The 24,147-nt window shown below is 72.4% G+C and carries 25 protein-coding genes; 16 read left to right on the top strand and 9 right to left on the bottom strand.

All coding sequences use genetic code 11. The features are described from left to right. The first annotated feature begins 10 nt into the window (after positions 1 to 10). Both RE421_RS00645 and RE421_RS00640 read left to right on the top strand, forming a co-directional pair. Positions 11 to 1,777: a biotin carboxylase N-terminal domain-containing protein gene (locus tag RE421_RS00645; protein WP_309817003.1), complete on the top strand. Its 1,767-nt coding sequence runs from the start codon at positions 11 to 13 to the stop codon at positions 1,775 to 1,777. Then, complete coding sequence (locus RE421_RS00640) at positions 1,770 to 2,453, top strand: GntR family transcriptional regulator (RefSeq protein WP_309812679.1); 684 nt, start codon at positions 1,770 to 1,772, stop codon at positions 2,451 to 2,453. The genes RE421_RS00645 and RE421_RS00640 overlap by 8 nt, the downstream gene beginning before the upstream one ends. 10 nt (positions 2,454 to 2,463) lie before the next feature. On the opposite strand, the gene RE421_RS00635 is transcribed toward RE421_RS00640, so the two are convergent. Both RE421_RS00635 and RE421_RS00630 read right to left on the bottom strand, forming a co-directional pair. Next, positions 2,464 to 3,270: a putative hydro-lyase gene (locus RE421_RS00635; protein WP_309817000.1), complete on the bottom strand. Its 807-nt coding sequence runs from the start codon at positions 3,268 to 3,270 to the stop codon at positions 2,464 to 2,466. 5 nt (positions 3,271 to 3,275) lie between these two features. Then, entirely contained in the window at positions 3,276 to 4,520 is a 1,245-nt protein-coding gene (locus tag RE421_RS00630) for a divalent metal cation transporter (RefSeq protein ID WP_309812677.1), read from the bottom strand. A 210-nt stretch (positions 4,521 to 4,730) separates the two neighbouring features. Between RE421_RS00630 and RE421_RS16775 the strand changes: the two genes are divergently transcribed. Further along, the gene (locus tag RE421_RS16775; protein WP_396134540.1) at positions 4,731 to 5,051 is read left to right on the top strand and encodes a DUF6328 family protein; all 321 of its coding nucleotides are present in this window, start codon (positions 4,731 to 4,733) and stop codon (positions 5,049 to 5,051) included. 19 nt (positions 5,052 to 5,070) lie between these two features. Here the strand turns inward: RE421_RS16775 and RE421_RS00620 are convergent, their stop codons facing one another. Further along, positions 5,071 to 6,450, bottom strand: a complete 1,380-nt coding sequence (locus tag RE421_RS00620) for an aspartate aminotransferase family protein (protein WP_309812675.1) — start codon at positions 6,448 to 6,450, stop codon at positions 5,071 to 5,073. Positions 6,451 to 6,638: 188 nt separating this feature from the next. Between RE421_RS00620 and RE421_RS00615 the strand changes: the two genes are divergently transcribed. The 10 genes from RE421_RS00615 (at position 6,639) to RE421_RS00570 (ending at position 14,261) form a co-directional block, all read left to right on the top strand. Then, a complete protein-coding gene (locus tag RE421_RS00615) occupies positions 6,639 to 7,145 on the top strand; it encodes a MarR family transcriptional regulator (protein ID WP_309816996.1) in 507 nt (168 codons plus the stop codon). A gap of 373 nt (positions 7,146 to 7,518) precedes the next feature. Then, entirely contained in the window at positions 7,519 to 7,755 is a 237-nt protein-coding gene (rpmB, locus tag RE421_RS00610; RefSeq protein WP_309812673.1) for a 50S ribosomal protein L28, read from the top strand. A gap of 1 nt (position 7,756) precedes the next feature. Next, positions 7,757 to 7,924 (top strand): 50S ribosomal protein L33, encoded by a 168-nt coding sequence (gene rpmG, locus RE421_RS00605; RefSeq protein ID WP_159552753.1) that lies wholly within the window; start codon positions 7,757 to 7,759, stop codon positions 7,922 to 7,924. A 3-nt stretch (positions 7,925 to 7,927) separates the two neighbouring features. After that, positions 7,928 to 8,233, top strand: a complete 306-nt coding sequence (gene rpsN, locus RE421_RS00600; protein WP_309812669.1) for a 30S ribosomal protein S14 — start codon at positions 7,928 to 7,930, stop codon at positions 8,231 to 8,233. Positions 8,234 to 8,517: 284 nt separating this feature from the next. Beyond that, a complete protein-coding gene (locus RE421_RS00595; protein ID WP_309812667.1) occupies positions 8,518 to 8,802 on the top strand; it encodes an HU family DNA-binding protein in 285 nt (94 codons plus the stop codon). Between the two features lie 198 nt (positions 8,803 to 9,000). Next, the gene (locus tag RE421_RS00590; RefSeq protein ID WP_309812665.1) at positions 9,001 to 9,798 is read left to right on the top strand and encodes a hypothetical protein; all 798 of its coding nucleotides are present in this window, start codon (positions 9,001 to 9,003) and stop codon (positions 9,796 to 9,798) included. Positions 9,799 to 9,890: 92 nt separating this feature from the next. Next, entirely contained in the window at positions 9,891 to 10,682 is a 792-nt protein-coding gene (locus RE421_RS00585; protein ID WP_309812662.1) for a copper resistance protein CopC, read from the top strand. An 86-nt stretch (positions 10,683 to 10,768) separates the two neighbouring features. Next, the gene (locus RE421_RS00580) at positions 10,769 to 12,919 is read left to right on the top strand and encodes a cytochrome c oxidase assembly protein (protein WP_309812660.1); all 2,151 of its coding nucleotides are present in this window, start codon (positions 10,769 to 10,771) and stop codon (positions 12,917 to 12,919) included. Continuing rightward, a complete protein-coding gene (locus RE421_RS00575; protein ID WP_309812657.1) occupies positions 12,916 to 13,848 on the top strand; it encodes a hypothetical protein in 933 nt (310 codons plus the stop codon). The genes RE421_RS00580 and RE421_RS00575 overlap by 4 nt, the downstream gene beginning before the upstream one ends. Positions 13,849 to 13,994: 146 nt before the next feature. Then, complete coding sequence (locus RE421_RS00570) at positions 13,995 to 14,261, top strand: DUF6480 family protein (protein ID WP_309812653.1); 267 nt, start codon at positions 13,995 to 13,997, stop codon at positions 14,259 to 14,261. Here the strand turns inward: RE421_RS00570 and RE421_RS00565 are convergent. Then, positions 14,170 to 15,471 (bottom strand): MFS transporter, encoded by a 1,302-nt coding sequence (locus RE421_RS00565; protein WP_309812649.1) that lies wholly within the window; start codon positions 15,469 to 15,471, stop codon positions 14,170 to 14,172. The genes RE421_RS00570 and RE421_RS00565 overlap by 92 nt on opposite strands. Next, positions 15,468 to 16,184 (bottom strand): GntR family transcriptional regulator, encoded by a 717-nt coding sequence (locus tag RE421_RS00560; protein ID WP_309812646.1) that lies wholly within the window; start codon positions 16,182 to 16,184, stop codon positions 15,468 to 15,470. Before RE421_RS00560 ends, RE421_RS00565 begins: the two co-directional genes overlap by 4 nt. 213 nt (positions 16,185 to 16,397) lie before the next feature. Between RE421_RS00560 and RE421_RS00555 the strand changes: the two genes are divergently transcribed. After that, positions 16,398 to 18,494, top strand: coding sequence for an NHL domain-containing thioredoxin family protein (locus RE421_RS00555; protein ID WP_309812643.1), 2,097 nt, complete (start codon positions 16,398 to 16,400; stop codon positions 18,492 to 18,494). Positions 18,495 to 18,541: 47 nt separating this feature from the next. Continuing rightward, the gene (locus tag RE421_RS00550) at positions 18,542 to 19,018 is read left to right on the top strand and encodes a flavodoxin domain-containing protein (RefSeq protein ID WP_309812640.1); all 477 of its coding nucleotides are present in this window, start codon (positions 18,542 to 18,544) and stop codon (positions 19,016 to 19,018) included. A 101-nt stretch (positions 19,019 to 19,119) separates the two neighbouring features. On the opposite strand, the gene RE421_RS00545 is transcribed toward RE421_RS00550, so the two are convergent. From RE421_RS00545 to RE421_RS00535, 3 genes are all read right to left on the bottom strand, one after another. After that, the gene (locus tag RE421_RS00545; protein WP_309812637.1) at positions 19,120 to 19,914 is read right to left on the bottom strand and encodes an IclR family transcriptional regulator; all 795 of its coding nucleotides are present in this window, start codon (positions 19,912 to 19,914) and stop codon (positions 19,120 to 19,122) included. Further along, a complete protein-coding gene (locus tag RE421_RS00540) occupies positions 19,901 to 21,253 on the bottom strand; it encodes a glycine cleavage T C-terminal barrel domain-containing protein (RefSeq protein ID WP_309812635.1) in 1,353 nt (450 codons plus the stop codon). The genes RE421_RS00545 and RE421_RS00540 overlap by 14 nt, the downstream gene beginning before the upstream one ends. 178 nt (positions 21,254 to 21,431) lie before the next feature. Beyond that, positions 21,432 to 22,628, bottom strand: a complete 1,197-nt coding sequence (locus RE421_RS00535) for a hypothetical protein (protein WP_309812628.1) — start codon at positions 22,626 to 22,628, stop codon at positions 21,432 to 21,434. Positions 22,629 to 22,680: 52 nt separating this feature from the next. Here RE421_RS00535 and RE421_RS00530 point away from each other — a divergent pair, with 52 nt between their 5' ends. Next, a complete protein-coding gene (locus RE421_RS00530; RefSeq protein ID WP_309812625.1) occupies positions 22,681 to 23,100 on the top strand; it encodes a hypothetical protein in 420 nt (139 codons plus the stop codon). Here the strand turns inward: RE421_RS00530 and RE421_RS00525 are convergent. Next, positions 23,087 to 24,103, bottom strand: a complete 1,017-nt coding sequence (locus tag RE421_RS00525; protein ID WP_309812624.1) for an AEC family transporter — start codon at positions 24,101 to 24,103, stop codon at positions 23,087 to 23,089. The genes RE421_RS00530 and RE421_RS00525 overlap by 14 nt on opposite strands. Positions 24,104 to 24,147: the final 44 nt, after the last annotated feature.

The raw sequence follows: 24,147 nt of genomic DNA, 5'->3' as shown, positions 1-24,147 counted from the left end.
CGGACGGCCCCTGCGCAAGGTCCTGATCGCCAACCGCGGGGAGATCGCGGTGCGCGTGGCCCGCGCGTGCAGGGACGCGCAACTGGCCTCCGTGGCGGTCTATGCGGATCCTGACGCGGACGCGCTGCACGTGCGCCAGGCGGACGAGGCCTACGCCCTGGGCGGCACCGCGGCCGCCGAGACCTACCTGGACATCGCCACGCTGCTGGACGTGGCGCGGAGCTCGGGCGTCGACGCGGTCCACCCCGGCTACGGCTTCCTGTCCGAGAACGCGGACTTCGCGCAGGCCGTGATCGAGGCGGGCCTGACGTGGATCGGCCCCTCGCCGGAGGCCATCCGCTCCCTCGGGGACAAGGTCTCCGCCCGGCGGATCGCCGTGGCGGCGGGCGCACCACTCGTTCCGGGCACCGACGGTCCGGCGAAGGACGCCGCCGCCGTGCGCGCCTTCGCGGAGGAGCACGGCCTGCCGGTGGCCATCAAGGCCGCATTCGGCGGGGGTGGCCGCGGGATGAAGATCGTGCACCGGATGGAGGACGTGGAGTCCGCGTTCGACTCGGCGGTGCGGGAGGCCGTGGCGGCGTTCGGGCGCGGCGAGTGCTTCGTGGAGCGGTTCCTGGAGAAGCCGAGGCACGTGGAGGCCCAGGTGCTGGCGGACACCCACGGCACGGTGGTGGTGGTCGGCACCCGGGACTGCTCCCTGCAGCGGCGCAACCAGAAGCTCGTGGAGGAGGCCCCCGCGCCGTTCCTGAGCCAGGAGCAGCGCGAGCGCATCCACGCCTCCGCGAAGGCCATCTGCCGCGAGGCCGGCTACACCGGTGCCGGCACGGTCGAGTACCTGGTAGCGCCGGATGGGCTGATCTCCTTCCTCGAGGTCAACACCCGCCTCCAGGTGGAGCACCCCGTCACCGAGGAGACCACCGGCGTGGACCTCGTCCGCGAGCAGTTCCGGATCGCCGCGGGGGAGCGGCTCAGCCTGACCGCGGATCCCGCCCCGCGCGGACACGCGATCGAGTTCCGGCTCAACGCGGAGGACCCGGCCCTCGGCTTCCTGCCCTCCCCGGGGACCGTCGAGGCCTTCGAGGCGCCCACGGGTGCCGGGGTCCGCGTGGACACCGGTGTGCGGTCCGGCTCCACGGTCCCCGGCGAGTACGACTCCCTGCTGGCCAAGCTCATCGTCTGGGGCGAGGACCGGCAGCAGGCGGTCCGCCGCTCCCGCGCGGCCCTGCGGGAACTGACCATCCTCGGCCTGCCGACCGTGGTCCCGTTCCACCAGGCCGTGCTGGACCAGGAGGACTTCACCTCCCCGGACGGCCTCGGGGTCCACACCACCTGGATCGAGTCCGCGTTCGCCCCCGACCTGGAGGCCTCGCCGTACCTCGCCGCGGTCGCCCCCGGGGCGGAGCGCACCGAGCTGACCGTCACGGTGGACGGCCGGGCCGTCAGCCTCGGGCTGCCCGCCGACCTGGTGCGCGCCCTGCGCAGTGGCGGCGGCGCGTCAGGTGCGGGGGGGCGGGGTGAATCCGGGCCCGACGGCGGCGGCGCACCCGCCGCGGCGGGTGCCGGGGCCGGCGTCGTGACCGCGCCGATGAACGGCACCGTGGTGAAGTGGCTCGTGGACGACGGCGCCGAGGTGGCTGCGGGGCAGGACCTCGTGGTGCTGGAGGCGATGAAGATGGAGACTGCGGTGCCCTCCCCGGCGGCGGGGGTCTTCACCCGCGGTGACCTCGAGGCCGGAGACCAGGTGTCCCGCGGGCAGGAGCTGGGAACCCTTGGCTGACTCCGCAGGACGCGAACGTCACGCCGGCCCCGCCGCGCACGCCCACACCGGCGCGTGGCTGGCCCGGGTGCTGCGCGAGAGGATCTCCCGGGGCGAGCTGCCGCCGGGCACCAAGCTGGCCGAGCAGGCGCTGGCCGAGCAGCTGGACGTCTCGCGGAACACCCTCCGGGAGGCCTTCGGCACGCTGATCGCGGAGTCGATCGTGGAGCGCGTGCCGAACCGGGGCGTCTTCGTGGTCAAGCCGGAGGCGGAGGACGTCCGCGAGATCTACCGGATCCGCCGCATGGTCGAGCCGGCCGCCCTGCTGTGGGGAGAGCTGACGGAACCGGCGCTGGCCGGGCTCGAGGCGATCGTGGGACGGGCGATGGCGGCCCTGGAGGCCGGGGACGTGCCCGGCATGGCGGACGCGAACCAGCAGCTCCACGGCGCGGTGGTGGCGTTGTCCGGTTCCCGGACCCTGTCCACGGTGATGGACCAGACGCTGGCGCGGATGCGGCTGGTGTTCAACCGGATGTCGGACGCCCCCGACTTCCACACGGGCTACGCCGAGCGTAACCGGGACCTCGTGGAGCTGCTGCGGGCCGGCCGGCGCGAGGAGGCGGCCACGGGGCTGCGCGACTACCTGGACACCGCCGAGGCCGAGCTGCTGGGCCATCTCAGCCGCTGGGCGCGCTGACCACTGACGGTCACGGCACGAGGTAATCGGCGTCCCGCGCGTCGGTGATGAGCATGTGCCCGGGGGCGTGGCCGATCGCCAGCGGCGGCCGGGACTCCATGACGGCCGCCTGCGGGGTCACCCCGCACGCCCAGAACACCGGGACGTGGCCGTCCGGGATGGCCACCGGGTCCCCGAAGTCCGGGGCGGCGAGGTCCGCGATCCCGAGCTCGCCGGGAGCCCCCACGTGCACCGGGGCGCCGTGGACGGCCGGGTAGCGCGAGGTGATGCGCACGGCGTCCGCCACCTGCGAGGCCGGGACCGGGCGCATCGAGACCACGAGCGGCCCGGCGATCTCCCCGGCGGGGGCGCACCGGGTGGAGGTGCGGTACATCGGCACGTTCACGCCCTGCTCCTGGTGGGCCACGGGGACGCCGCCGGCCACCAGGGCGTTCTCGAACGTGAAGGAGCAGCCGACGATGAACGTGACCAGGTCCTCCCGCCAGTAGCCCGTGATGTCCGTGGGCTCGGCTACGGGCACGCCGTCCTCGTAGACCACGTACTTCGGCACGTCCGTGCGGATGTCACCGCCGGCCAGCAGGTCCGAGGTGACCTCACCGGCGTCGAGCACCCCGAGCAGCGGCATCGGCTTGGGGTTGCGCTGGGCGAAGAGCAGCAGGTCGAACGCATGGGACTTCGGGACGATGATCAGGTTCGCCTGGGCGTACCCGGCGGCCAGGCCCGACGTCGGTCGCACCAGCCCGGCGCGGAAGCGCGCCCGGACCTCGGCGGGGGACAGGGCCACGAGGTCGGCGGGGGAGGAGTGCTCCGTTCGCATGCGGGTCACGCCCCCGTCATCAGGTCGATGGCGGGCCCGAAGGAGATGACCGCCAGGAACACGGTGACCAGCCACACCACCACGCCCAGCACGATGAGCCAGACGGGATACCGGTAGCCGTGGAGCAGGTCCCTGCGGCGGATGGCGACCCACAGCAGCACGGCGAAGCCGATGGGCAGGATCAGGCCGTTGAAGGCGCCGGCGAAGACCAGCAGGGTCTGCGGGGCCTGGCCCAGGAACAGGTAGACCACGGCGCACACGGCGATGAACGCGACCGTGAGCAGGTTGCGGCGGCGGGGGCTGCCGTCGGACTTCGTGATGAAGGAGACGGAGGTGTAGGAGGCGCCGATGACGGAGGTGACGGCGGCGGCCCACAGGATCACGCCGAACATGCGCAGGCCGATCTCGCCGGCCGCATGCTGGAAGGCCTCGGCGGCCTGGTTGTCACTGGTCAGGGCCACGCCGCCGGCCACCACGCCGAGGATGGCGAGGAACAGCAGCACGCGCATGATCCCGGTGACGATGATCCCCAGGACGGAGGTCCGGGTGATCTCCCGGACGGCCTCGGGCCCGCGGACGCCGGAGTCGATCATCCGGTGGGCGCCGGCGTAGGTGATGTAGCCGCCGACCGTCCCGCCCACCAGGGTGGTGATGACCAGGAAGTCCACCGTCTCCGGCATCACGGTGTTCTTCAGCGCCTCACCCACGGGCGGTGCGGCCACGATGGCCACGTAGAGCATCAGCAGGATCATCACGGCGCCGAGCATCACCACGATCCGGTCCAGGGCCATGCCGGCCCTCTTGGACAGGAAGATGAGGATGGCGACCACGGCCGAGACGAGGCCGCCGATCTTCGGGTCCACGCCGAGCATGGCATTGGCCCCGAGGCCGGTGCCGGCGATGTTGCCGATGTTGAAGACGGCCCCGCCGACGAACACGAGGGCCGAGAGCAGCCAGCCGATGCCCGGCAGGACCTTGTTGCCGAGCTCCTGGGCCCGCAGGCCGGAGACGCCGATGACGCGCCAGACGTTCAGCTGCACCGCGATGTCCACGAGGATCGAGACCAGGATGGCGAAGGCGAAGGCCGCCCCGAGCTGGACGGTGAACGTGGTGGTCTGGGTGATGAAGCCCGGGCCGATGGCGCTGGTGGCCATGAGGAACATGGCCCCCAGCAGGGCCGTCCGGTGGACGCTCTTCGGCCGTCTCCTCCGCGTGGTCGTGGCGTCCTGGGGCTGTGCTGGCTCCTGCATGGGTACCTCCCGGCGGGGCGTGATGTGGGTCACTGGACGAGTCTCAGGGAACACTACAGGTTGTTGAACAATCCGCGCAAGAGATTGTTCAACAATTAAACGGGGAGTGCGTCCTCGGACGGCGTGGAGAAGGCCTGAAGGGGTGTCGCGGTGGGGACCGGACTGGACGCATGGCCCCGCCCAGTCAATCCCCGGAATCCGGTGCCTCCTATGGATGAGCACGTCGCCGGCGCCCCAGGCCCGGCCTTCCGGCGTGAGGCCCTCGGGGAGAAGCAGGACCGCAATTGGAACGACCTGCTCCAGGAGCTGCGGGTGATGCAGACCGGCACGCAGATCGTCACGGCATTCCCCATGACGCTGCCGTTCCAGTCCAGGTTCGACGACCTGGCCGCCTGCGTGGCGTTCATCGCCCACGTGCTGGTGGACCCCGTGGCCGCGTGGTGGGTCAGCGGGGCCACGGCCCTGGTGGTGGCCGCCCTGCTGGGTCTGCCGCCGCGGCTGCGACCGGGCCCGCCGGGGCCTGCCGAGTAGCGGAGCGGCGGCGAGGGGGTCAGCCGGCGGCGTGGGCGTCAGTGACCTCGAGGGCCTGGTCCAGGATGTCGAGTCCCTCGTGGAGCACCTCGTCGGTGGTGTTCAGCGGCGGGGCGATGTGCAGGCGGTTCTCGCTGACGAACGGCAGCAGTCCGAGCCGCTTGCACTCGCCGGCGAGCTCGCCCATCTCCGGGCTGGCCCCGCCGTAGGGGGCCAGGGGCTCCTTGGTGGCGCGGTCCCTGACCAGCTCGACCGCCCAGAAGGCCCCGAGTCCGCGGACGTCGCCCATGGCCGGGTGGCGCTCCATCAGCTGGCGCAGCCTCGGTCCGAGGATCTCGGTGCCGATCCGCGCGGCGTTGTCCACCATCCCCTCGTCCTTCATGGCGTTGATGGTGGCCACGGCGGCGGCGCACGCGAGCGGGTGGCCGGAGTAGGTCAGCCCGCCGGGGTAGGCGCGGTCGGTGAAGGTGTCGTAGACGGCGTCGGAGATCGCCACGCCGCCCAGCGGCACGTAGCCGGAGTTGACCCCCTTGGCGAAGGTCATCAGGTCCGGGACCAGCCCCCAGTGGTCCACGCCGAACCAGCGGCCGGTGCGCCCGAAGCCCACCATGACCTCGTCTGCGATGAACAGGATCCCGTACTTGCGGGTCAGCTCCCGCACGCCCTCCATGTACCCGGCCGGCGGCACGTAGATTCCCGCGGTGCCCGGCACGGACTCCAGGATCACGGCGGCCACGGTGCCGGGGCCCTCCAGCTGGATGACCTGTTCGAGGTGCTCCAGTGCGCGCCCGGCCTCCTGCTCGGGGGTCTCGGCGTGGAAGGCGCTGCGGTAGGTGTACGGGGGGAAGAAGCGGGCGACGCCGGCCGCGCCCCGATCCGAGGCGAAGCGCCTCGCGCTCCCGGTCACGTTCACGGCCAGGTCCGTGCCGCCGTGGTAGGAGCGATAGGCCGAGAGGACCTTGTCCCGGCCGGTGTGCAGGCGGGCCATGCGGATGGCGTGCTCCACGGCCTCGGCGCCGGCGTTGGTGAAGAACACGTGGTCCAGGTCCCCGGGCGCCAGCTCGGCCACGAGCCGGGCGGCCTCGGACCTGGCGTCGTTGACGTGGGCCGGGGCGATCGTGGCGATCCTCCCCGCCTGCTCCTGGATGGCGGCGACCACCGACGGATGGGAATGGCCGATGTTGGTGTTGACCATCTGCGAGGAGAAGTCGATCATCCGCCTTCCCTCCCCGTCCCAGACGTGGGATCCCTCGGCCCGGACGATCGTCATCGGGTCCAGGGCGCCCTGGGCGCTCCACGAGTGGAAGACGTGGGAACGGTCCAGCTCGTACGCCGTGCGGCCGGCGGCCAGCAGGTCCTCGCTGATGGACGGGTCCGGGGACATGGGCTGGATGGTCATCGACTCTCCTGACACTGGTGGCGGGCGCCGGCTGCGCCGGCGGCCCGCGGACGGGGCGGATATCCGGTGTGGTCACAGTACGTGATGGACTCCGGACCATTCTCACCCATGGGACAATCACCCCCATGGACCCCGTGACAGAGACCGTTGGCGAGGCCCGGGACGCTGATCAGTCGGCGGAGACGGGACTGACGGGCGTGCGTTGGCTGTCCGCCCGCGAGCGCCGTGCCTGGCTGACCCTGGTGGCCACCCACATGCAGCTCATGCCCACCCTGGAGGCCGACCTGCAGCTCGAGGGCCCCGTGAGCTTCTTCGAGTACCAGGTGCTCGCCATGCTCTCCGAGAGCGAGGACGCGCTGGCCATGAGCGAGCTCGCCGCGCGGACCAACTCCTCGCTGTCCCGGTTGTCCCACGTGGCCCGGAAGCTCGAGAGCCGCGGCCTGATGGCGCGGAGCCCGTCCAGCGAGGACGCGCGCGTCACCATGGCGGAGATCACGGCGGAGGGGATGGCGGAGATCGTCCGGCTGGCTCCGTTCCACGTGGCCAGCGTGCGCGCACGCTTCCTGGACAGCCTGGACGACCAGGATCTGGCGGACATCGGCCGGATCGGGGCCAAGATCATCGCGCATCTGGATCCGGAGCACTGGGTCTTCCGGGATCCGGCCCTCGCCGACGACCGGCCGCAGCAGGCCTGAGGGCCTCCGATCCCGGTGGAATCCCGGTTTGAAGGATTCACGCCGGTGACCTAAGATGGAACGGCGTTAAGCCACGTTGTGTTGTGGCGTGCCCGGTGTCCGCGCCGGCCGCCTCGGCATCGGAGAACAACGTGCTTCCCGTAACCGGATCTCCGGCCAGCCCTCACCGGCATCGGCAGGAGACTCACCGTCTTCCCCCGCGATCAAGGGCACTTCGGCTGGCTCTCACCCAGTCTGGTTACCCCTTCGGAAAGTCGCAGTAAGAGCGCGGTGTCACAACTGGTGGCGGGACTCGTGGAGCGCCCGGTCCGTCCGGAGGTTCCACAACGGGTTCCGCCCGTTCTTTTACTACTACTTGCAACGAGGAGTGATCATGGCAGCAAACTGCCAGGTAACCGGGGCTGGGCCAGGTTTCGGCCACAGCATTTCCCACTCGCACCGTCGCACCAAGCGCCGGTTCGACCCGAACATCCAGAAGAAGACCTACTGGGTCCCGTCCTTGCGCCGCAACGTCACCCTGACGCTGTCCACCAAGGGCATCAAGACCATCGACGTGCGCGGGATCGACGCCGTCGTCGCCGACCTGCTTGCCAAGGGAGTGAAGCTCTGACATGGCCAAGGACAAGGACGTACGTCCCATCATCAAGCTGAAGTCCACCGCCGGCACCGGGTACACCTACGTGACCCGCAAGAACCGTCGCAACACCCCGGACCGCATCGTGCTCAAGAAGTACGACCCGGTCGCCCGCCAGCACGTCGAATTTCGAGAGGAGCGCTGAGGCATGGCCAAGAAGTCCATGATCGCCAAGAACGAGCAGCGTAAGGTCATCGTTGCCCGCTACGCCGAGAAGCGCCTGGAGCTGAAGAAGACCCTGGTGGACCCGAACGCCTCTGACGAGGCGCGCGAGGCCGCTCGCGTGGGCCTGCAGAAGCTGCCCCGCAACGCCTCCCCGGTGCGCGTGCGCAGCCGCGACTCCATCGACGGCCGCCCGCGCGGCACCTTCCAGAAGTTCGGCATCTCGCGTGTCCGCTTCCGGGACATGGCCCACCGCGGCGAGCTGCCCGGCATCACCAAGTCCTCCTGGTGACCACCGGCTAACCAGCCGGTGACGGTGCCCTCACAGCGCCGGACCCACCATCCGTAGGGGTGGCAGACCGCAGGGTCTGCCACCCCTACGGCGTTGGAGGGGCCCGTGGTCAGGGCGCCGCGGAGGCACGGAATCGGGGGAAATTGCCGATTTTCCCCCGGAATCCGCGTGTTTCCGCGCTTCTGAGGCGTGTTTTCGCCGCCCCGGGTGGTAGTTTTCGAATCACGCGCCCGGATCTGCCGGTTCGGGCCAAGGGAAACCACCATCGAAGTCCAGGAGGACACATGGCTATGAACCGCAGCGAACTGGTTGCCGCCGCCGCCGAGAAGACCGGCAACTCCCAGGCCGCCGTCAACGGCGTGCTGGATGCCGTTTTCGAGATCTTCTCCGCGCAGGTCTCCAAGGGTGAGAAGGTCACCATCCCCGGCTGGATCGCCGTGGAGCGCACCGACCGCGCCGCCCGCACCGGCCGCAACCCGCAGACCGGCGAGTCCATCCAGATCCCGGCCGGCCACTCGGTCAAGATCTCCGCCGGCTCCAAGCTGAAGGCTGCCGCCACCGGCAAGTGATCCGGTCCGGCCCGCTGCCGGATCCCGCACGGGGCCGGCCGCAGGCCGCTGTCCGAAGGCGCTCCACCCCGTGGGGCGCCTTCGGCGTTTAACGTCCCCGCCGGACGTCGGGCCGTGATCCCCGCCGGTTCTCTACAGGCGGTAGAAGACGCGTAGCATGGAACACTGACGATCGCACGGCGGCTTCGGAGGTGCTCGGTGTCCACTCACACTGCGCTGAGCCCTGGGCCCGCCGGCCACGCGCCGGCCCACGACCCGGCCCAGGACCCCGTCCGTGGGGCGGCCCGGCTGCTGCGCGGCTGGGCGGCCGCCCTCGTCGCCACCGTGCTGGCGGCCGGCTCCCACACCGTGGCGAACCTCCACGCCGGCACGAACCTCATCGAGTCGGGCACCTCCCATGCCGCCCACGACGCCGGCCCCGCACCGATCCTCTGGATCCTCACCCTCGCGCTGGCCGGCCCGGTGTGCACCGCCCTGGCCGGGCGACGGCTGTCCTGGTGGCGGCTGTCCGCCGGGGTCGCCGCCAGCCAATTGCTGTTCCACTGGCTCTACTCCGCCACCGCCACCGCAGCGCCCGCAGCCACACCCGTCCTGACCGGGGCCCACGGAGGGCACGGGCAGCACGGCGGTCATCCGGGGGGACTCGCCGCCCTCGCCACCGCCGCCACTGGCCCTGGAATCGGCGAGGCCTCGGGCACCGGAGCGGCGCTGCACGCGGAGTCCCCGGCCATGGTCGCCGCGCACCTGCTGGCCGCCGTGGTGACGGTGCTGGCGCTGCGCCGCGGGGAGGTGCTCGCCGCCCGCGTGGCGGAGCTCGCCGTCGGGCTCATCCTGCGCGCTCCGGGTGCCCGGCTGGCGCAGTGGGTCCCCGCCGTCCCCGTCCGCCGGGTCTCGGCGGCCCACCTGACCGTGGCGCGCCGCCCGGAGGATGTCCTGTGCCCCTCCCTGCGGCTGCGCGGTCCGCCGGAGTGCTCACGGCTCGCCCTGGCCGCCTGATCGTCCACCGATCCGCCGTCCGGCCGAGCCCCACCGACCCCACCCAGCGGACCTCTGCCCGGCGCCTCCCGGCCCGGGCTGTAAAGGACATCATGACCACGCATCTGCACACCCCCCAGAACACCCGCCCCACCCGGAACGCCCCAGCACGCCGTGCCCGCAGGGCCGGCGTCGCCGCCCTCTCCGCGGCAGGGCTGCTCGCCCTGGCCACGGCCGCCCCGGCGGCAGCCCACGACCAGCTGCTGTCCGCCACCCCCGCGGCGGGAACGGCGGTCGTCGAGACGCCGGGTGAGCTCAGCCTGACCTTCTCCGGAAACCTGATCACCGGTGAGGGCATCACCAACGCAGCCACCGTCACGGACGAGGACGGCCACCAGTGGCAGGACGGGGACGCCGTGGTCTCCGGGCCCGAGCTCAGCGCCGACCTGTGTGAGGGCATGCCCAACGGCGAGTACCGGGTCGACTACCGCGTCGTGTACTCGGACGGCCATTCCGAGGAGAAGGGATACGACTTCACCCTCGAGGACCCGAGCGCCCCCGAACAGGCCGTACCGGAAGACTGCGGCGTGGTGAACCCGGACGCCCCGGTATCCTCTGAGGCGACCGCGGAGGATGCCAGCACGGACGCCAGCGCCTCCGCGGGTGCGGGCGCCGGCACGGAGGAAGCCTCCGCCGAGCCCGGATCCGCCGGGGCGGCTACCGCGGACGCCACCCCGGAGTCCGGTGAGGCCACAGCCCAGGACAGCCAGGCCCCGGCCCCCGCCGTGCCCGGCTGGGCCTGGGCGGCCGCGATCGGCGGCCTGCTCGTCGTGGTGATCGCCGTGCTGATGGTGTTCCGCAAGGCCAAGGGGATCGACGCCGGCCCCGGCGCCGACCAGAAGTAGGCCCGGGCCGGCCTGGGGGAGGCGACGCGCCGCCGTCGCCTCCTCCGGGCGTCCGCCGGCGGAAGGCCGGCGGACACTGCGAGAGAATGGACACTGTGACTTCTACGAGTTCTTCGGGTTCGTCGAGAACCGCCGAGCGGGACGCCGGCGCGCCGGTCTGGCTGTGGCCCGCGGCCGGCGTGGTCGGTGCCGTGACGCTGGTGCTGGCGGCGGCCTGGACCGGCATCACCGCCGTGGACGAGCTCTCCGACCCCGGCGCACTGACGCGCTGGGGCCTGCCGATCGCGGAGATGGTGCACAACCTGGCCATGCCCACGGCCGTCGGGGCCCTGATCTTCGCCTGCGTCATCATGCCGCCGCGGACATCCAGCGCCCGGGGCGCCCGGAGCGGACGGTCCGGCGCCGAGGAGGCCGCGGACGCCGAGCACCCGGCCTTCACCCGCCTGATGCAGATCGCCACCGTCTCCGCCGTGGTCTGGACCGTCTCGGCGCTGGCGGTGCTCGTGCTCTCCTACTCCGACCTCGCCGGGATGCCGTTGGACCCGGGGGCCAGCTTCACCTCCGGGCTGGTGGGCTACCTGCAGGACATCTCGGTGGGCCAGGCGTGGACGGCGGTCACCGTGCTGGCCGCCGTGGTCACCTCCCTCACCCTGGCGGTCCGCTCCACCACCGGACTGGCCTGGACGGCGCTGCTCGGGTTGGTCGGCATCGTCCCGCTGGCCCTGATCGGCCACTCGGCCTCCGGCGATGACCACAACGGCGCCGTCAACTCCATCGGCCTGCACCTGCTGGGGGTGGTGGTGTGGATCGGCGGGCTGATCGCGCTGGCCCTGATCTCCCCGCGGCTGCACGGACCGGACGGCGCCACCGGGCGGGCCTCCGCCCACCGCGAGGGCCCCGAGCCGCTGGTCTACACGGTGGTCTCGCGCTACTCCCTGCTGGCCGGCCTGGGACTGGCCACCGTGGTGCTCTCCGGGATCGTCAACGCCGCGATCCGGATGAACACCCTCGAGCAGCTCCTCAGCCCCTACGGCCTGCTGGTGCTGGCCAAGCTCGTGGGTTCCCTGGCCCTGGGCCTGATCGGGCTCATGCACCGGCTGTGGATCATCCCGCGGCTGGCCACCGGCAGCAGCGCCCCGCCGCCCGCGGCCCAGCGGCTGCTCTGGCAGCTGGTCGCCGTGGAGACCGCCATCATGGCCGCCATCATGGCGCTGGCCACCGTGCTCTCCCGCACCTCCCCGCCCATCCCCGAGGAGCTGCCCCCGGACGCCACCCCGGCCCGCATCCTGACCGGCTACGACCTGCCGCCGGAGCTGACCGTCCAGACCTGGTTCTCCCAGTGGCGCTTCGACTGGCTCTGGGTGGCCATCATCGCGTTCCTGGCCCTGTGGTACCTGCGCTCCGCGGTCCGCCTGCACCGGCGCGGGGACGGCTGGCCGGTGCTGCGCACCGCCTCCTTCGTGCTCGGGCTGGCCATCCTGTTCTGGGTGACCTCCGGCGCCCCAGCCGTCTACGGCCAGGTGCTGTTCAGCGCCCACATGGTGGCCCACATGACGCTGACCATGATCTCGCCGATGTTCCTGGTCCTCGGGGCCCCCGTGACCCTGGCGCTGCGGTCCCTGCCGGCCCGGACGGACGGCACCCGGGGCCCCCGCGAGTGGATCCTCTGGCTCGTGCACTCGCCGTTCGCCAGATTCATCACCCACCCCGTGGTGGCGGCCGTGAACTTCGCCGGCTCGATCCTGGTGTTCTACTACACCCCGATCTTCGGCTTCGCCCTGCAGGAGCACCTCGGCCACGAGTTCATGAACGTGCACTTCCTGCTGACCGGCTACCTCTTCGCCTCGGTGATGATCGGGATCGACCCGCTGCCGCGCAAGGTGCTCTACCCGATGCGGCTGGTGATCCTGCTGGCCACCATGGCCTTCCACGCCTTCATCGGCGTGGCCATGACCTCCTCCGAGTCGCTCCTGGAGGCCTCCTGGTTCGGCTCCACCGGCCGCGACTGGGGGCTCTCGGCCATCGCCGACCAGCAGATCGGCGGCGCCGTGATGTGGGGCATCGGCGAGGTGCCCACGGTCATCATGGCCGTGGTGGTCTCCGTGATGTGGTCCCGCTCCGACGCCAAGGAGACCAAGCGCCTGGACCGCAAGGCCGACCTCAACGATGAGGCCGAGCTGAAGGCCTGGAACGCCATGTACGAAGAACTCGCCGAGCACGAGGAGCCCCGCCGATGACCGGTCCCACCCCCCGCCGCACTCCGGCCCGACCCCCGGCCCGGCCCCTGACCCGCCGGCTGGCCGGTCCGTTGGCCGTCGGCCTGTCCGGTGCGCTGCTGCTGGCCAGCTGCTCGGCGGGCCCCGGGGAGGACGACGGCGGCGTCCCCGCCAATCCGCACGGCATCACCTCCGCGGACCCCTCGGGCACGGCGGACCCGGGTGCCGCCTCCGGTGCCCCGGACGCGTCGGGCGAGGGGCCGACGCCGGGCTCTGCCTCCGGAGGATCCGCCTCCGGTGAGGCCACGGCCGGCGAGGCCGCCGACGCGCGGGCCGACCAGCGGGCCGTGGGCGCTGCCGCCGGGCGGGCGGCGAGTTTCGGATTCACGAACCAGGTCTCCGCCACGGACGCGGCGATCGAGGACACGCGCCAGCAGGCCCGGCTGCGCCAGACCAACACCTCCGGGACCACCGTGGACCCGGCCGGCTGCAAGGCCCCGCTGACTGCCGTGGACTGGTCGCCGATCCTGATGGCCGGGGCGGACGCCTCCCGGATCGACTTCGGCTCCGAGTCCTTCGCTGGCACCGGCACGGTGGAGGTCGCCTCGCTGGAGGACGCCGCCGTGGTCCGGGCGCACCGGGACCACGTGGAGCGGCTCGTGGCCGACTGCCCCGAGCTGACCATGACCGTCACGGACCAGGACCTGCAGGCCTCCACCTTCGAGTTCACCGCGCGGGCCTCCGCTGCGGCGGGGGAGGCGGTGGACTCCGGCCTGGTGTGGACCCGGACCCCGGCCGGCGGGGGAGCCCAGACCACGGCGCAGGTGCTGATCGGGCAGACGGCCGAGTACGTGATGATGGTCTCCTTCATCGGCGGCGAGGACGTGGCCGGCCAGGAGTTCACCACCATGGCCGAGGAGATCCTCGCGGCCGCCGAGGACGCCCTCTGAGCACCGCCGGGGCGGTCCGTGGGGTTCAGGGGTTCACGGGCCGGCGGAGTCGGTGACAGGATGGCGGCGGAACAGGCTTCAGCGACGCTGAGGCACTGTGGCACTGAGGCACTGAGGCACTGAGGCACCGAGCGAAGGAGCAGACTGTGAGCAACACCCGGCCACAACCCGATGACAGCTTCCGGGACACGGAGACGAGCGAGCTCGATGAGCGGGGGACCCACCAGCCCCAGCAGGGCGTGAGCGGGGCCGCCAACCAGCCCGGGGATGGCTCACGGGAGCAGGCCGATTCCGCCAACCCGGATCCGGCCGAGGGGGACGTCACCGGCCTGGAGCGCGGCGGCGGCGTGCCCCCGGGGGAGACCCCGCCCGCCGAGGACCAGATGAGCGAGGACCAGGGGCACGAGGAGTAGCCGCTGCGGACTGCCGGCGCAGTCGCCACAGGCCGGCTGAGACGGCGGCCAGGCACACCACGCAGACCAGTGCCACCACGGCCAGGGACGCCGGATACGGTGAGACCGGCAGCAGGGCCGCGAGCAGGGTGGGCAGCAGGAAGCCCGAGTAGGCCAGCGCGTAGAAGACCCCCGTCAGCCCGGCGAGGTCCTGCGGCGTGGCGATGGCCTGCACGTGCGCGAGCCCGGCCACCACGGTGATGCCGTAGGCCACCCCGAGCGCCACGGCCACGGCCAGGGCGAAGGCCGGGCTGCGCAGCAGGCCGGCCGCCACCGCCAGCACCATGCCCAGCACCATCAGGACCATGCCGAGGGACAGGGCCCGGCCGCGGGTGCGCCGGTCCAGCCAGGCCACGAAGCGCTGCACGGCGGCTCCGCACCCCAGGGTGAGCACGGTCAGGACGGTGGCGTACAGGGTGGCCCAGCCGTCCAGGCCGGGGGCCACCACGGCGGGCATGATGGCGTAGGCCACGCCGGCCGCGGCGAAGACCCACGGCGCCGCGGGCAGCACGATCCGGGTGAACCTCCGGTGCCCGATCGAGGGGACGCGCAGGTCCTGCCACCATGGCCCGGACGGCCGGGCCCGGTGTCCCACCGTCTCCGGCGCCGAGAGCACCGGCAGGACCGCCGCGGCCACGAGGACGAGGTGGACCACATAGGGCACGACCGCCGGGGCGGGGCCCCACTGGGCCAGGGAGCCGGTGACCGCGGCGCCGAGGGCGAAGCCGAGCGTCAGGGTGAGGGAGGGCCGGCGGGAACCGGCCCCCTCCGCGGCGAGCCGGTCATGGGGCGGGGCGGAGAGCTCCTTGATCCAGGAGGCTCCCACGGACATCGCCACGCCCACCCCGATGCCGGCCAGGGCTCGCCCGGCGCACAGCAGGACCATCGAGTGCAGGCCGGCCCCCAGCAGGATGCTCCCCACCGCGCCGGCGGCGAGGCCGGCCAGCAGCACCGGGCGCCGGCCGTGGCGGTCGGACAGTGCGGCGGCCACCAGCAGCCCCGGGATCAGGCCGACGACGTACAGGCCCAGCAGCAGGTTGGCCTGCCAGGGCGAGTAGTGGCCGAGCTCCTCGTACAGGTGCAGCAGCGGGGTGAAGTGGTTGCCGCCCCAGGCCAGCAGGAACACCGCCGGGGCCACGCGTAGCCACGGGGCCGTGCGGGCGGGGCTCACCGGGGGCCCTCCGCGCCGGATTCCTCCGGGTCCGTCCCCTCGGGGAAGTGGGCGGCGGCGATGTGGTGGCGCACGGCGGCGGCGAAGGCGGGTGCGTCGCCGGACTCGAGGGGCCGCAGGAGTTCCTCGTGCTCGCGCAGGTAGTGCGCCGCGGCCAGTGCGTCTCCACTCACGGCCAGGTGGGTGAGGCGGGCGAACCGCGGGCCGAGGGCGGTGGCCAGCTCGGCCACCACGGCGTTGCCGCCGGCCTCGATGATGCGCAGGTGGAAGTCCACGTCCTGCTCGGAGAAGGCCAGCAGGTCCCCGGCCTCCAGCGCGGACCGCTGGGCGGCCAGGCTGGCGCGCAGGCGATCGGCCAGCACTGCGCGCTGTGCGGGGAAGCCGGCCACCAGCTGGATGCCCCGGATCTCGAGGGTGGCGCGCAGGTCCACGAGGTCGCGGCGCTCGGCGGGGGAGACCGCGGTGACGATCCCGCCCTTCTTCGGGACCAGCCGCACGAGCCCCCAGGACTGCAACTGCACCATCGCCTCCCGGGCCGGGGTGCGGCTGGCGCCCGCCGCCTCGGCCAGCTGGGCCTCGGTCAGCATCTCGCCGGGGCCGAGACGGCCCTCCACGATCGCCCGGGCGGAGCCGGCGGCGATGCGCAGCGCCACGGAGCGGGGGGTGGGGTCGTGCCAGGGCAGCAGGATCCGGTCGGTGCTCGAGGAGATCATGGCGCCACCCTACAGCTTGCATGCATTGATGCATGCATCCGTGATCCCGTGCTCTGGGGTCCATGGCCCCGGTGGCCGCTCACCCGCCGTCCCCGGCCTAGTGGGACCGCCGCCGGTGGGGAATGCCCGGCCGGGCCGGCGTCGTTGTCCTTGTATGACGTACCCGGGCCGGCGGTTGGCGCCGCCCGGAGCCGACGGATGAGAATGGAGCCCATGAGCACCCCTGCCGACCAGCCGGTCACTGATTCGAGCACTCCAGCAGCCCCCGCCGACCCCTCGTCCGGCAGCGCTGCCGCGTCCCTGCGGGCGACCTCGCGGGTCCGCGCCTCCGAACTCGTCGGCCGCAACTGGCTGAACACCGGCGGCACGTCCCTGGACCTCGAGGGGCTGCGCGGTAAGATCGTGATCCTGGACTTCTGGTCCTTCTGCTGCATCAACTGCCTGCACGTGCTGGACGAGCTCCGCCCGCTCGAGGCCGCATTCCACGACGTCCTCGTGACCGTCGGCGTGCACTCGCCCAAGTTCGACCACGAGGCGGACCCGGACGCGCTCGCCGCCGCCGTGGAGCGCTACGACGTCCAGCATCCCGTGCTCGACGACCCGACGCTGACCACGTGGCAGGCCTACTCCGCCCGCGCCTGGCCCACCCTGGTGGTGGTGGACCCCGAGGGATACATCGCGGCGCACCTCTCCGGCGAGGGCCACGTGGCCGGGCTGACCTCCCTTGTCAACGAGCTCGTGGCCGAGCACGAGGCCAAGGGCACCCTGCACCGCGGCGACGGTCCCTACGTGCCGCCCGAGCCGGTGGCGAGGGACCTGAAGTTCCCCGGCAAGGCCATCGCCCTCGGCGGCCGCGGCGCCCGGCCGGGGACCTTCCTCGTGGCGGACACCGGCCACCACCGCCTCGTGGAGCTGGACGCGGACCTCACCACCGTGGTGCGCACCATCGGCGGTGACGTCGCCGAGGGCAACGGGGCCAAGGGCATCGCCGACGGCGGCCCGGAGGACGCGCGCTTCAACGAGCCCCAGGGACTCGCCCTGCTGCCCGAGGGCGTGGCCGCGGCCGTGGGCTACGACGTGGTGGTGGCGGACACCGTCAACCACCGGCTGCGGGGGCTGCGCCTGACCGACGGCTCCGTGCGGACCCTGGCCGGCAACGGCGTGCAGCGGCTGATCGACCCGGAGCGGGCGCGCGTGGCGGCGGACCCGGAGAACCCCGAGGCGACGGTCTCGCTCGAGCCCTTCGGCGCCGACCCCCTGCAGACCTCCCTGTCCAGCCCGTGGGACGTGCTGTGGTCCACTGCCGAGGACACCCTCATCGTGGCGATGGCCGGCACCCACCAGATCTTCAGCTTCGATCCGCGCACCGGAGACCTGGCCGTCTACGCCGGCACCGGGCTCGAGGGTCTCGAGGACGGCGGGCCCGCCGAGGCCTGGTTCGCCCAGACCTCCGGGCTGGCCGAGTCGGCCGACGGCACCCTCTGGCTCGCCGACTCCGAGTCCTCGGCACTGCGGAGCATCACCCCGGCCGCCGCGGGCGGCGGGCCGGAGCGGATGGTGCGCTCCGCCGTCGGGACCGGGCTGTTCGACTTCGGCTTCCGGGACGGCGCCGCCGAGCAGGCGCGGCTGCAGCACCCGTTGGGCGTGGCCGCGCTGCCGGACGGCTCCGTGCTCGTGGCGGACACCTACAACGGGGCGATCCGCCGATACGCGCCGGCCGGGACCGCCGCCGACGGCCGGGACACCGAGGCCGCGGTGTCCACCGTGGCGCGCGGGCTGAAGGAGCCCTCGGACATCCTGGTGGAACCGGACGAGGACGGGAACCCGGTCTCGATCGTGGTGGTGGAGACCAACGCGCATCAGCTGGTGCGGCTCGCCGTGCCGGAGGAGTACCTGCAGGTGGACGAGGGGGCGCTGCAGACCCAGCGCCCCCGGACGGCCATCGCCGCCGGGGACCTGGAGCTGGCCGTGTCCTTCGCCGCCCCCACCGGCCAGAAGCTGGACGACCGCTGGGGCGATCCGACGCAGCTGAAGATCTCCTCCTCGCCCGAGGACCTGCTGCTGGGCGGCGACGGCACCTCGACCGGGCTGAACCGCACCCTGCGGATCAACCCGGACGTGGCCGAGGGCGTCCTGCACATCACCGCCCGGGCCGCCTCCTGCGACGGGGAGGCCGGACAGCCCATCCCCGACCACGCCGCCTGCCACCTGTACCAGCAGGACTGGGGGATCCCCGTGACGGTGCACGCCGGGTCCGACGGCGTGCAGCCGGAGACGCGGCTGGACCTTGACCTGCGCGGGATACACTGACTCACGCCAGCACCGCACCCGAGAGACCCGAAGGCGGCTGTATTCCCATGACCACCCTGGTTGTTGCCTCGTCCCAGCACGGTTCCACCCGCGAGATCGCCGAACGGATCGCCCAGGTCCTGCGCGTGAACAAGGGTGTGACCACCGTCGTGGAGGACACCAAGGACGCGCCGAAGTGGCTCGCGACGGTGGACGCCGTGGTGGTGGCCCTGCCCGTGTACGGCGGCTCCCTGGACAAGGCCGGCAAGGCGTTCCTGGACACCCACCGCGCCGAACTGGCTGACAAGTCCCTGTTCATCGCCGTGTCCGGCGGCAGCCCCGAGCTGGATCCGAAGCTGCAGGCCGTGGTGGACGCCTATGGCGCCCGGGACACCGCCTACCTGCGCGGCGCGGTGACCGAGGAGAAGCTCGGCTTCAAGGACCGGCTGCTGATCAAGCTGGCCAAGGGACAGTTCGGCGACTTCCGGAACTGGGACGCCGTCGAGGCCTGGGGCAAGTCCTTGGCGGCCCACGGGGCGCACTGACCCTCCCGGGGCGCACTGACCCTCCCCGCGCCCTCCCGGGGCGCAAAGTGACCGGACCCCCACCATCGTGACGGGGTCTCGTCACGTTGCGCCCGGGCGGGTCAGGTGGGGGAGTAGCCCATGCGCCGGCTGACCGCGAGGCCGGCGTCCCGCAGAGCGGCGAGAACCTCGGGGGCGTCCGGGTCGAACCGGAACCCCGGGCCGGAGACGCTGATGCCGGCGATGACCGCGCCGCGGTGATCGCGGACCGGCACGGCGAGGGAGACCAGGCCGATCTCGTACTCCTCCCGCGCGGTGGCGAACCCGGCGTGGGCGACCTCGAGCAGCTCCTCCTCCAGCCGGACCCGGCTGGTGAGCGTGCGGGAGGTGAACCTCGGCAGGCGGGTCCCCTGGAGCAGCGTGCCCCGTTCCTCGGCGGTCAGGGCGGCCAGTAGCACCTTGCCGGAGGCGGTGGCGTGCAGCGGCGTCAGGCTGCCGACCCAGTCCTGGCTGCCCAGGGTGGAGGGCCCGCGGGCCTGGTCCACGTTGACGGCATAGCCGGACCGGAGCACGGCCAGGTTCACCGTCTCCCCGGCGCCCGCGGCCAGCTCCCGCAGGAACGGACCCGCCTCCTGGACCAGGTTCAACCGCCCCGGGATGGCTGCCGCCAGGCGCAGGATGCCGAACCCCAGCTGATACTTGCCGCGCTCGTGGTCCTGCTGCACGAGCTCCCGGGCCACCAGGGCGGCGAGCAGCCGGGAGACGGTGGACTTGTGGATCCCCATCTCCGCGGCGATCTCGCTCACCCCGGCCCGGCCCTCGCGCGCCAGGATCTCCAGGGCCGTGGCGGCCCGGTCCACGGACTGCACGCCGGAGGCGCCGCCGTGCTCGGGCGGTTCCGGATCAGACGGCGGCATCCAGCCCCCGTTGGCGCAGGATCTCCCGCTGGTTCGGGTTGACCGAGGGCCGGAACGGCACCTCCACCACCTCGGCGGCCACCGGCCGGCCGGCCTCCTCCGCGTACTGATCGGGCAGGTGCACCCACAGTTCGGTGCCCACCGCGGTGAGCCCCACCGGGACGTAGCCCATCGCGATGTTGTGGCCGAGCTCCGGCGAGAACCAGGGGGAGGTGACATAACCGACCGGCTCGCCCGGGCCGGCGTCGTCCCCCGTGTTCTCCGTGGAGGAGGCGCTGATGAGCCAGAAGTCCGGGGCGTAGTCCTCGATGGCCCTCCCGCCGATCCGCAGGCCGACCAGCTGGTGGGTGTACGGCGGGGTGCCGGCCTCGAGCTGGGCGCGGGCGGCCTCCAGGGCTGCCTTGCCGATGTAGTCCGCCGTCTTCTCCCGCGGCACCTGGTAGCCGAGGTTGGCCTGGAAGGGCAGGGTCTCCTGGTCCAGGTCCTGGCCCCAGGACAGGATCCCCGCGGCGATGCGCCGGTGGTGGGCGGGGGCGACGACGGCCAGCTGGTGGGGCTTCCCGGCCTCCAGGACCGCGTTCCACATCGCCTCGGCGTGCAGGGTGGAGTCCTTCAGGTAGATCTCGTAGCCCTTCTCCCCGGAGAAGCCGGTCTGGGAGACGATCACGGGGCAGCCGGCCACCTCGCCGGCCAGCAGCCCGTAGGGCGGCAGTTCGGCCACGGCGGGGCCGAAGAGGTCCGTCATCAGGTCGATTGACTTGGGGCCCTGGATCTGCACGGGGGAGACGTCGATCTCGCGGATGTCCACGTCGAAGCGGTGGCCCACGTTGATCCCCTGCAGCCAGAACAGCAGGTCCGAGTCCGAGAGGCTGAACCAGAACTCGTCCTCCGCCACCCGCAGCAGCACCGGGTCGTTGAGCACCCCGCCGGCCTCGTTGCACAGGATCACGTAGCGGGCGTGCATCGTGGGGATCTTCGTGGCGTCCCGCGTGATGACGAAGTTCACGAACGCCTCCGCGTCCGGGCCGAGGACCCGGATCTGCCGCTCCACGGCCACGTTCCACAGGGTCACGTGGTTCACCAGGGAGTCGTACTCGACCATCATGCCGCCCTCGGACTCCGGGACGTAGCCGCGGGGGTGGTACATGCGGTTGTAGACGGAGGCGCGCCAGCAGCCGGCCTCCATGGACAGGTGCCAGTAGGGCGACTTGCGGACGCGCGTGTCGATCAGCATCTGGACCGGGGTCGGTCCGGACTGCCGCAGGTTGATCGGGACCGTGCGGTCGGATTGGTCCACGGTGGGACTGTTCGGGTGGGAGTTCGGTTGCGTGGCGGCCATGGTGCTCATCCTCCTGAGCGCTGTGGGGGTGGCGGGAGGCCGCCGGGTGGTGACCGGAGCGTCCCACCAGGTGTTGCGCATGTTGAGCGACGTTTCTTCATGCGCATCTGGTGGTGCCACGGTAACGGCGCACTCCGCCCGCAGGGAAGGGATGTGGACCCCAGGAGTCCGGGTGGGTTCAGGGAACCCTGGGCGTGAGCCTCACGGACTCGGCGGTGACGGCCAGATCGGCCTCGAGGGTGAACGGATCGCGGTGCTCCACCGGCTGCTGCTCGCCGGTCACGAGATCGATCTCCTGCAGGGTGAGCACGGCCTCCGCCTCCAGCGGCGCCATCACGGTGGGATCCCCGCCCTCGGCGGGCAGGGGCACCACGGTGGCCGCGGGATCACCCGCCACGGTCCACGAGATCGATTCCGGCGGGATGCGGTTCACCGTGTCATAGCCCATGGGGCACCCGGCGGGCTGCAGGACCTTCTGCTCGGTGCACCCGGCCAGGTAGGCGTCCAGCTGGCGGTTGACCTCGCCGGCCACGGCGTCCGTGTACTGCAGGGCCAGGTCCAGGGCGAGCGGTTCCGGTGACTGGCCGGTGTCCTCGGTCGTGGGGGCCGGGACGGCGGTGTCCACCACGAGCCGGGACGGTTCCGCCTGCAGGAAGGTGCTCTCCACGCCGGCATCCACCACCATCGGCGGCAGCACCGAGAAGGCCTGGCCCGGAGCCTCACCGGACGTGGTGACCAGCGGGGTCTGCACCCCGTTGACCGCTGCGGTCAGCGGGGTTGACGCCGCCTCCGGCGGCAGGTTCGCCGGTATCACCTCCACGGTCCGGACGGGCACGGCCGCCATCCGCCACCGGTCGAAGAACAGCCAGTCCCGGCCGGCCCTCTCCACCGTGAAGACGGTGCTGCGCTCCTCGCCTTCCACCGTGTAGCCGACCGACACCTCCGTGGACCGGCCGTCCGGTGCATCCGCCCCGCGGGTCACGGTGAGCTCCCCGAGGGCGGCCATACCGGCCTGCAGCGGTTCGCCCTGCAGCAGGCTCGTGGCGGTCCCGGAGGGCAGGTCGATGTTCGGGACCGGGTCTGCATCTCCGGCACTGTCTGTGTCGCCTGTGCCGTGCGTTCCGTCTGTGCCGTGCGTGCCGGAGGCGAGGGCCATCGCAGCGCCGCCGTCGCCCGCCGAGAGGGCGTCCAGGTAGTCCTGCACCTGGGCCTCGGGGGAGTAGACCGCGGCGTTCGCCGCCCCGATGGCGATCCCGCCGGCTACCAGGGCCAGCACGGCGCCGCCGCCCCACCAGGCCCACCCCGGGACCCGACGGCCGGGCGCACGGCGGCCGTCCCCGCGGTCGACCTCGGTGGTGTCTCTGGCATCTGGCATGGTCTCCATCCTAGGACGGCCCGGTCCACGGCCCGGCGATACGCATGGGGCCATGTCCAGCCCTCCCTCTGCGCGCACCTCTGCGCGCACCTCTGCGCGCACCTCTGCGCGCACCGAGGCGCCCGCGCGCCGTCCCTGGGCGGCCGATGAGGACCTGCACATCGCGCCGGTGGTGGGCGTGCTGGGCTTCGGGGTGGTAATGACCGTGGTCTTGATGATCGCCATGCTGCGCGGCCAGGTGTCGTCGTTCGACGTGGGGCTGCTCGGCCTCGGCCTGATAGCGATGGGGACCGTGGGGTATTTCTGGGCCTCCTTCAACGCCGGCATGAGCTTGGCTGACAGGTTCGGGATCGGTGGCGGGGACTACGCCCCGTGGGGCGGGGTGCTGGTGAGGGTCAGCGCGGCCGCGCTCGTGCTGCTCCTCGCGGCGTCGGCTTGGCGGGGCCTCCGCGCCGCTCTCAGGCGAAGATGAAGGCCACCGCGATCATGGCGGGGATGGCCACGATGGTGGTGATGAGGATCGTGTCCTTGGAGACGACCAGGCCCGTCTCGTAGCGGGACGCGGACACGAACACGTTCTGGGCCGTGGGCAGGGATCCGAGGACCACGGCGATCAGCAGCTCATTGCCCTTCAGCCCGAACAGCGGCCCCGCCACCAGCCAAGCCAGCAGCGGGTGGATGACCAGCTTGATGCCGGACGCCAGGGCCACGTCGCCGCGACGTCGTGCCCCCTTGTCCAGTGGCCGGGAGCCGACGAGGGACATGCCGAAGGCCAGCAGCATGGCCGGGATGGAGGCCCCGGCGATGAGGCTGACGGACTCGGCGATCGGCCCGGGCAGGCTCCAGCCGGTGGCCGAGAAGGCCAGTCCGAGGACCGAGCCGATGATCATCGGGTTCAGGGCGATGTGGCCGACCTGTCGCCAGAAGGAGGTCCAACGGCTCGGTGAGCGCCGCGGACCGGCCGAGCGGCCGGCGTCGTGGGCGGCGGTGTTGCCTGCGGCACCCGTGTGCCGGCGGCGGGCCTCCGCGGCGGTGGTGGAATCCAGGGCCGCCACGTAGATCGGCGTGTAGACGGCGAGCTGGAAGATCAGCACGGGTGCGGCGAGGGCGGCGTTGCCGAGGACGTAGGCGGCGATGGGGATGCCCAGGTTGGCCGAGTTGACCATGGAGGCGCTCAGGGCGCCGATGACCGTCTCCGAGCCGTCACGGCGCGGCAGGACGAAGCGGGCCACCAGCAGGTAGAGCCCGGCGGCCGCGAGGGCCGAGATGCCGGCCACCAGTAGCTGGGGACCCAGCACCGACTGGACGTCGGCGGCGGAGAGCGTGTCGAACAGCAGTGCCGGGCTGGCGACGAAGAAGGCGACGCGGGACAGCACGGGCTGGCCGTGTTCACCGAGGACCCCGGACCGGCCGGTGGCGTAGCCGACGAGGATGATGACCCACACCACGGTGAACCCGGAGATGACCTCGAGCACCGGCGGCCCCCCTCGCTGGCTCGGCTGGCTCGGAAGCTGCGGCC

Origin of the sequence: Citricoccus sp. I39-566 (assembly GCF_031432995.1) — a bacterium.
Classification (GTDB): domain Bacteria; phylum Actinomycetota; class Actinomycetes; order Actinomycetales; family Micrococcaceae; genus Citricoccus; species Citricoccus nitrophenolicus_A.
Note: the sequence above shows the minus strand (reverse complement) of the source record. Positions and strands in the feature narration are given on the sequence as shown.

Coding starts and splice junctions, on each gene's coding strand:
- RE421_RS00635 (WP_309817000.1), bottom strand. CDS start 3,270: ATGCGAACGGAGCACTCCTCCCCCGCCGACCTCGTGGCCCTGTCCCCC.
- RE421_RS00630 (WP_309812677.1), bottom strand. CDS start 4,520: ATGCAGGAGCCAGCACAGCCCCAGGACGCCACGACCACGCGGAGGAGA.
- RE421_RS16775 (WP_396134540.1), top strand. CDS start 4,731: ATGGATGAGCACGTCGCCGGCGCCCCAGGCCCGGCCTTCCGGCGTGAG.
- RE421_RS00620 (WP_309812675.1), bottom strand. CDS start 6,450: ATGACCATCCAGCCCATGTCCCCGGACCCGTCCATCAGCGAGGACCTG.
- rpmB (WP_309812673.1), top strand. CDS start 7,519: ATGGCAGCAAACTGCCAGGTAACCGGGGCTGGGCCAGGTTTCGGCCAC.
- rpmG (WP_159552753.1), top strand. CDS start 7,757: ATGGCCAAGGACAAGGACGTACGTCCCATCATCAAGCTGAAGTCCACC.
- rpsN (WP_309812669.1), top strand. CDS start 7,928: ATGGCCAAGAAGTCCATGATCGCCAAGAACGAGCAGCGTAAGGTCATC.
- RE421_RS00595 (WP_309812667.1), top strand. CDS start 8,518: ATGGCTATGAACCGCAGCGAACTGGTTGCCGCCGCCGCCGAGAAGACC.
- RE421_RS00585 (WP_309812662.1), top strand. CDS start 9,891: ATGACCACGCATCTGCACACCCCCCAGAACACCCGCCCCACCCGGAAC.
- RE421_RS00580 (WP_309812660.1), top strand. CDS start 10,769: ATGGACACTGTGACTTCTACGAGTTCTTCGGGTTCGTCGAGAACCGCC.
- RE421_RS00575 (WP_309812657.1), top strand. CDS start 12,916: ATGACCGGTCCCACCCCCCGCCGCACTCCGGCCCGACCCCCGGCCCGG.
- RE421_RS00560 (WP_309812646.1), bottom strand. CDS start 16,184: ATGATCTCCTCGAGCACCGACCGGATCCTGCTGCCCTGGCACGACCCC.
- RE421_RS00555 (WP_309812643.1), top strand. CDS start 16,398: ATGAGCACCCCTGCCGACCAGCCGGTCACTGATTCGAGCACTCCAGCA.
- RE421_RS00550 (WP_309812640.1), top strand. CDS start 18,542: ATGACCACCCTGGTTGTTGCCTCGTCCCAGCACGGTTCCACCCGCGAG.
- RE421_RS00545 (WP_309812637.1), bottom strand. CDS start 19,914: ATGCCGCCGTCTGATCCGGAACCGCCCGAGCACGGCGGCGCCTCCGGC.
- RE421_RS00540 (WP_309812635.1), bottom strand. CDS start 21,253: ATGGCCGCCACGCAACCGAACTCCCACCCGAACAGTCCCACCGTGGAC.
- RE421_RS00535 (WP_309812628.1), bottom strand. CDS start 22,628: ATGCCAGATGCCAGAGACACCACCGAGGTCGACCGCGGGGACGGCCGC.
- RE421_RS00530 (WP_309812625.1), top strand. CDS start 22,681: ATGTCCAGCCCTCCCTCTGCGCGCACCTCTGCGCGCACCTCTGCGCGC.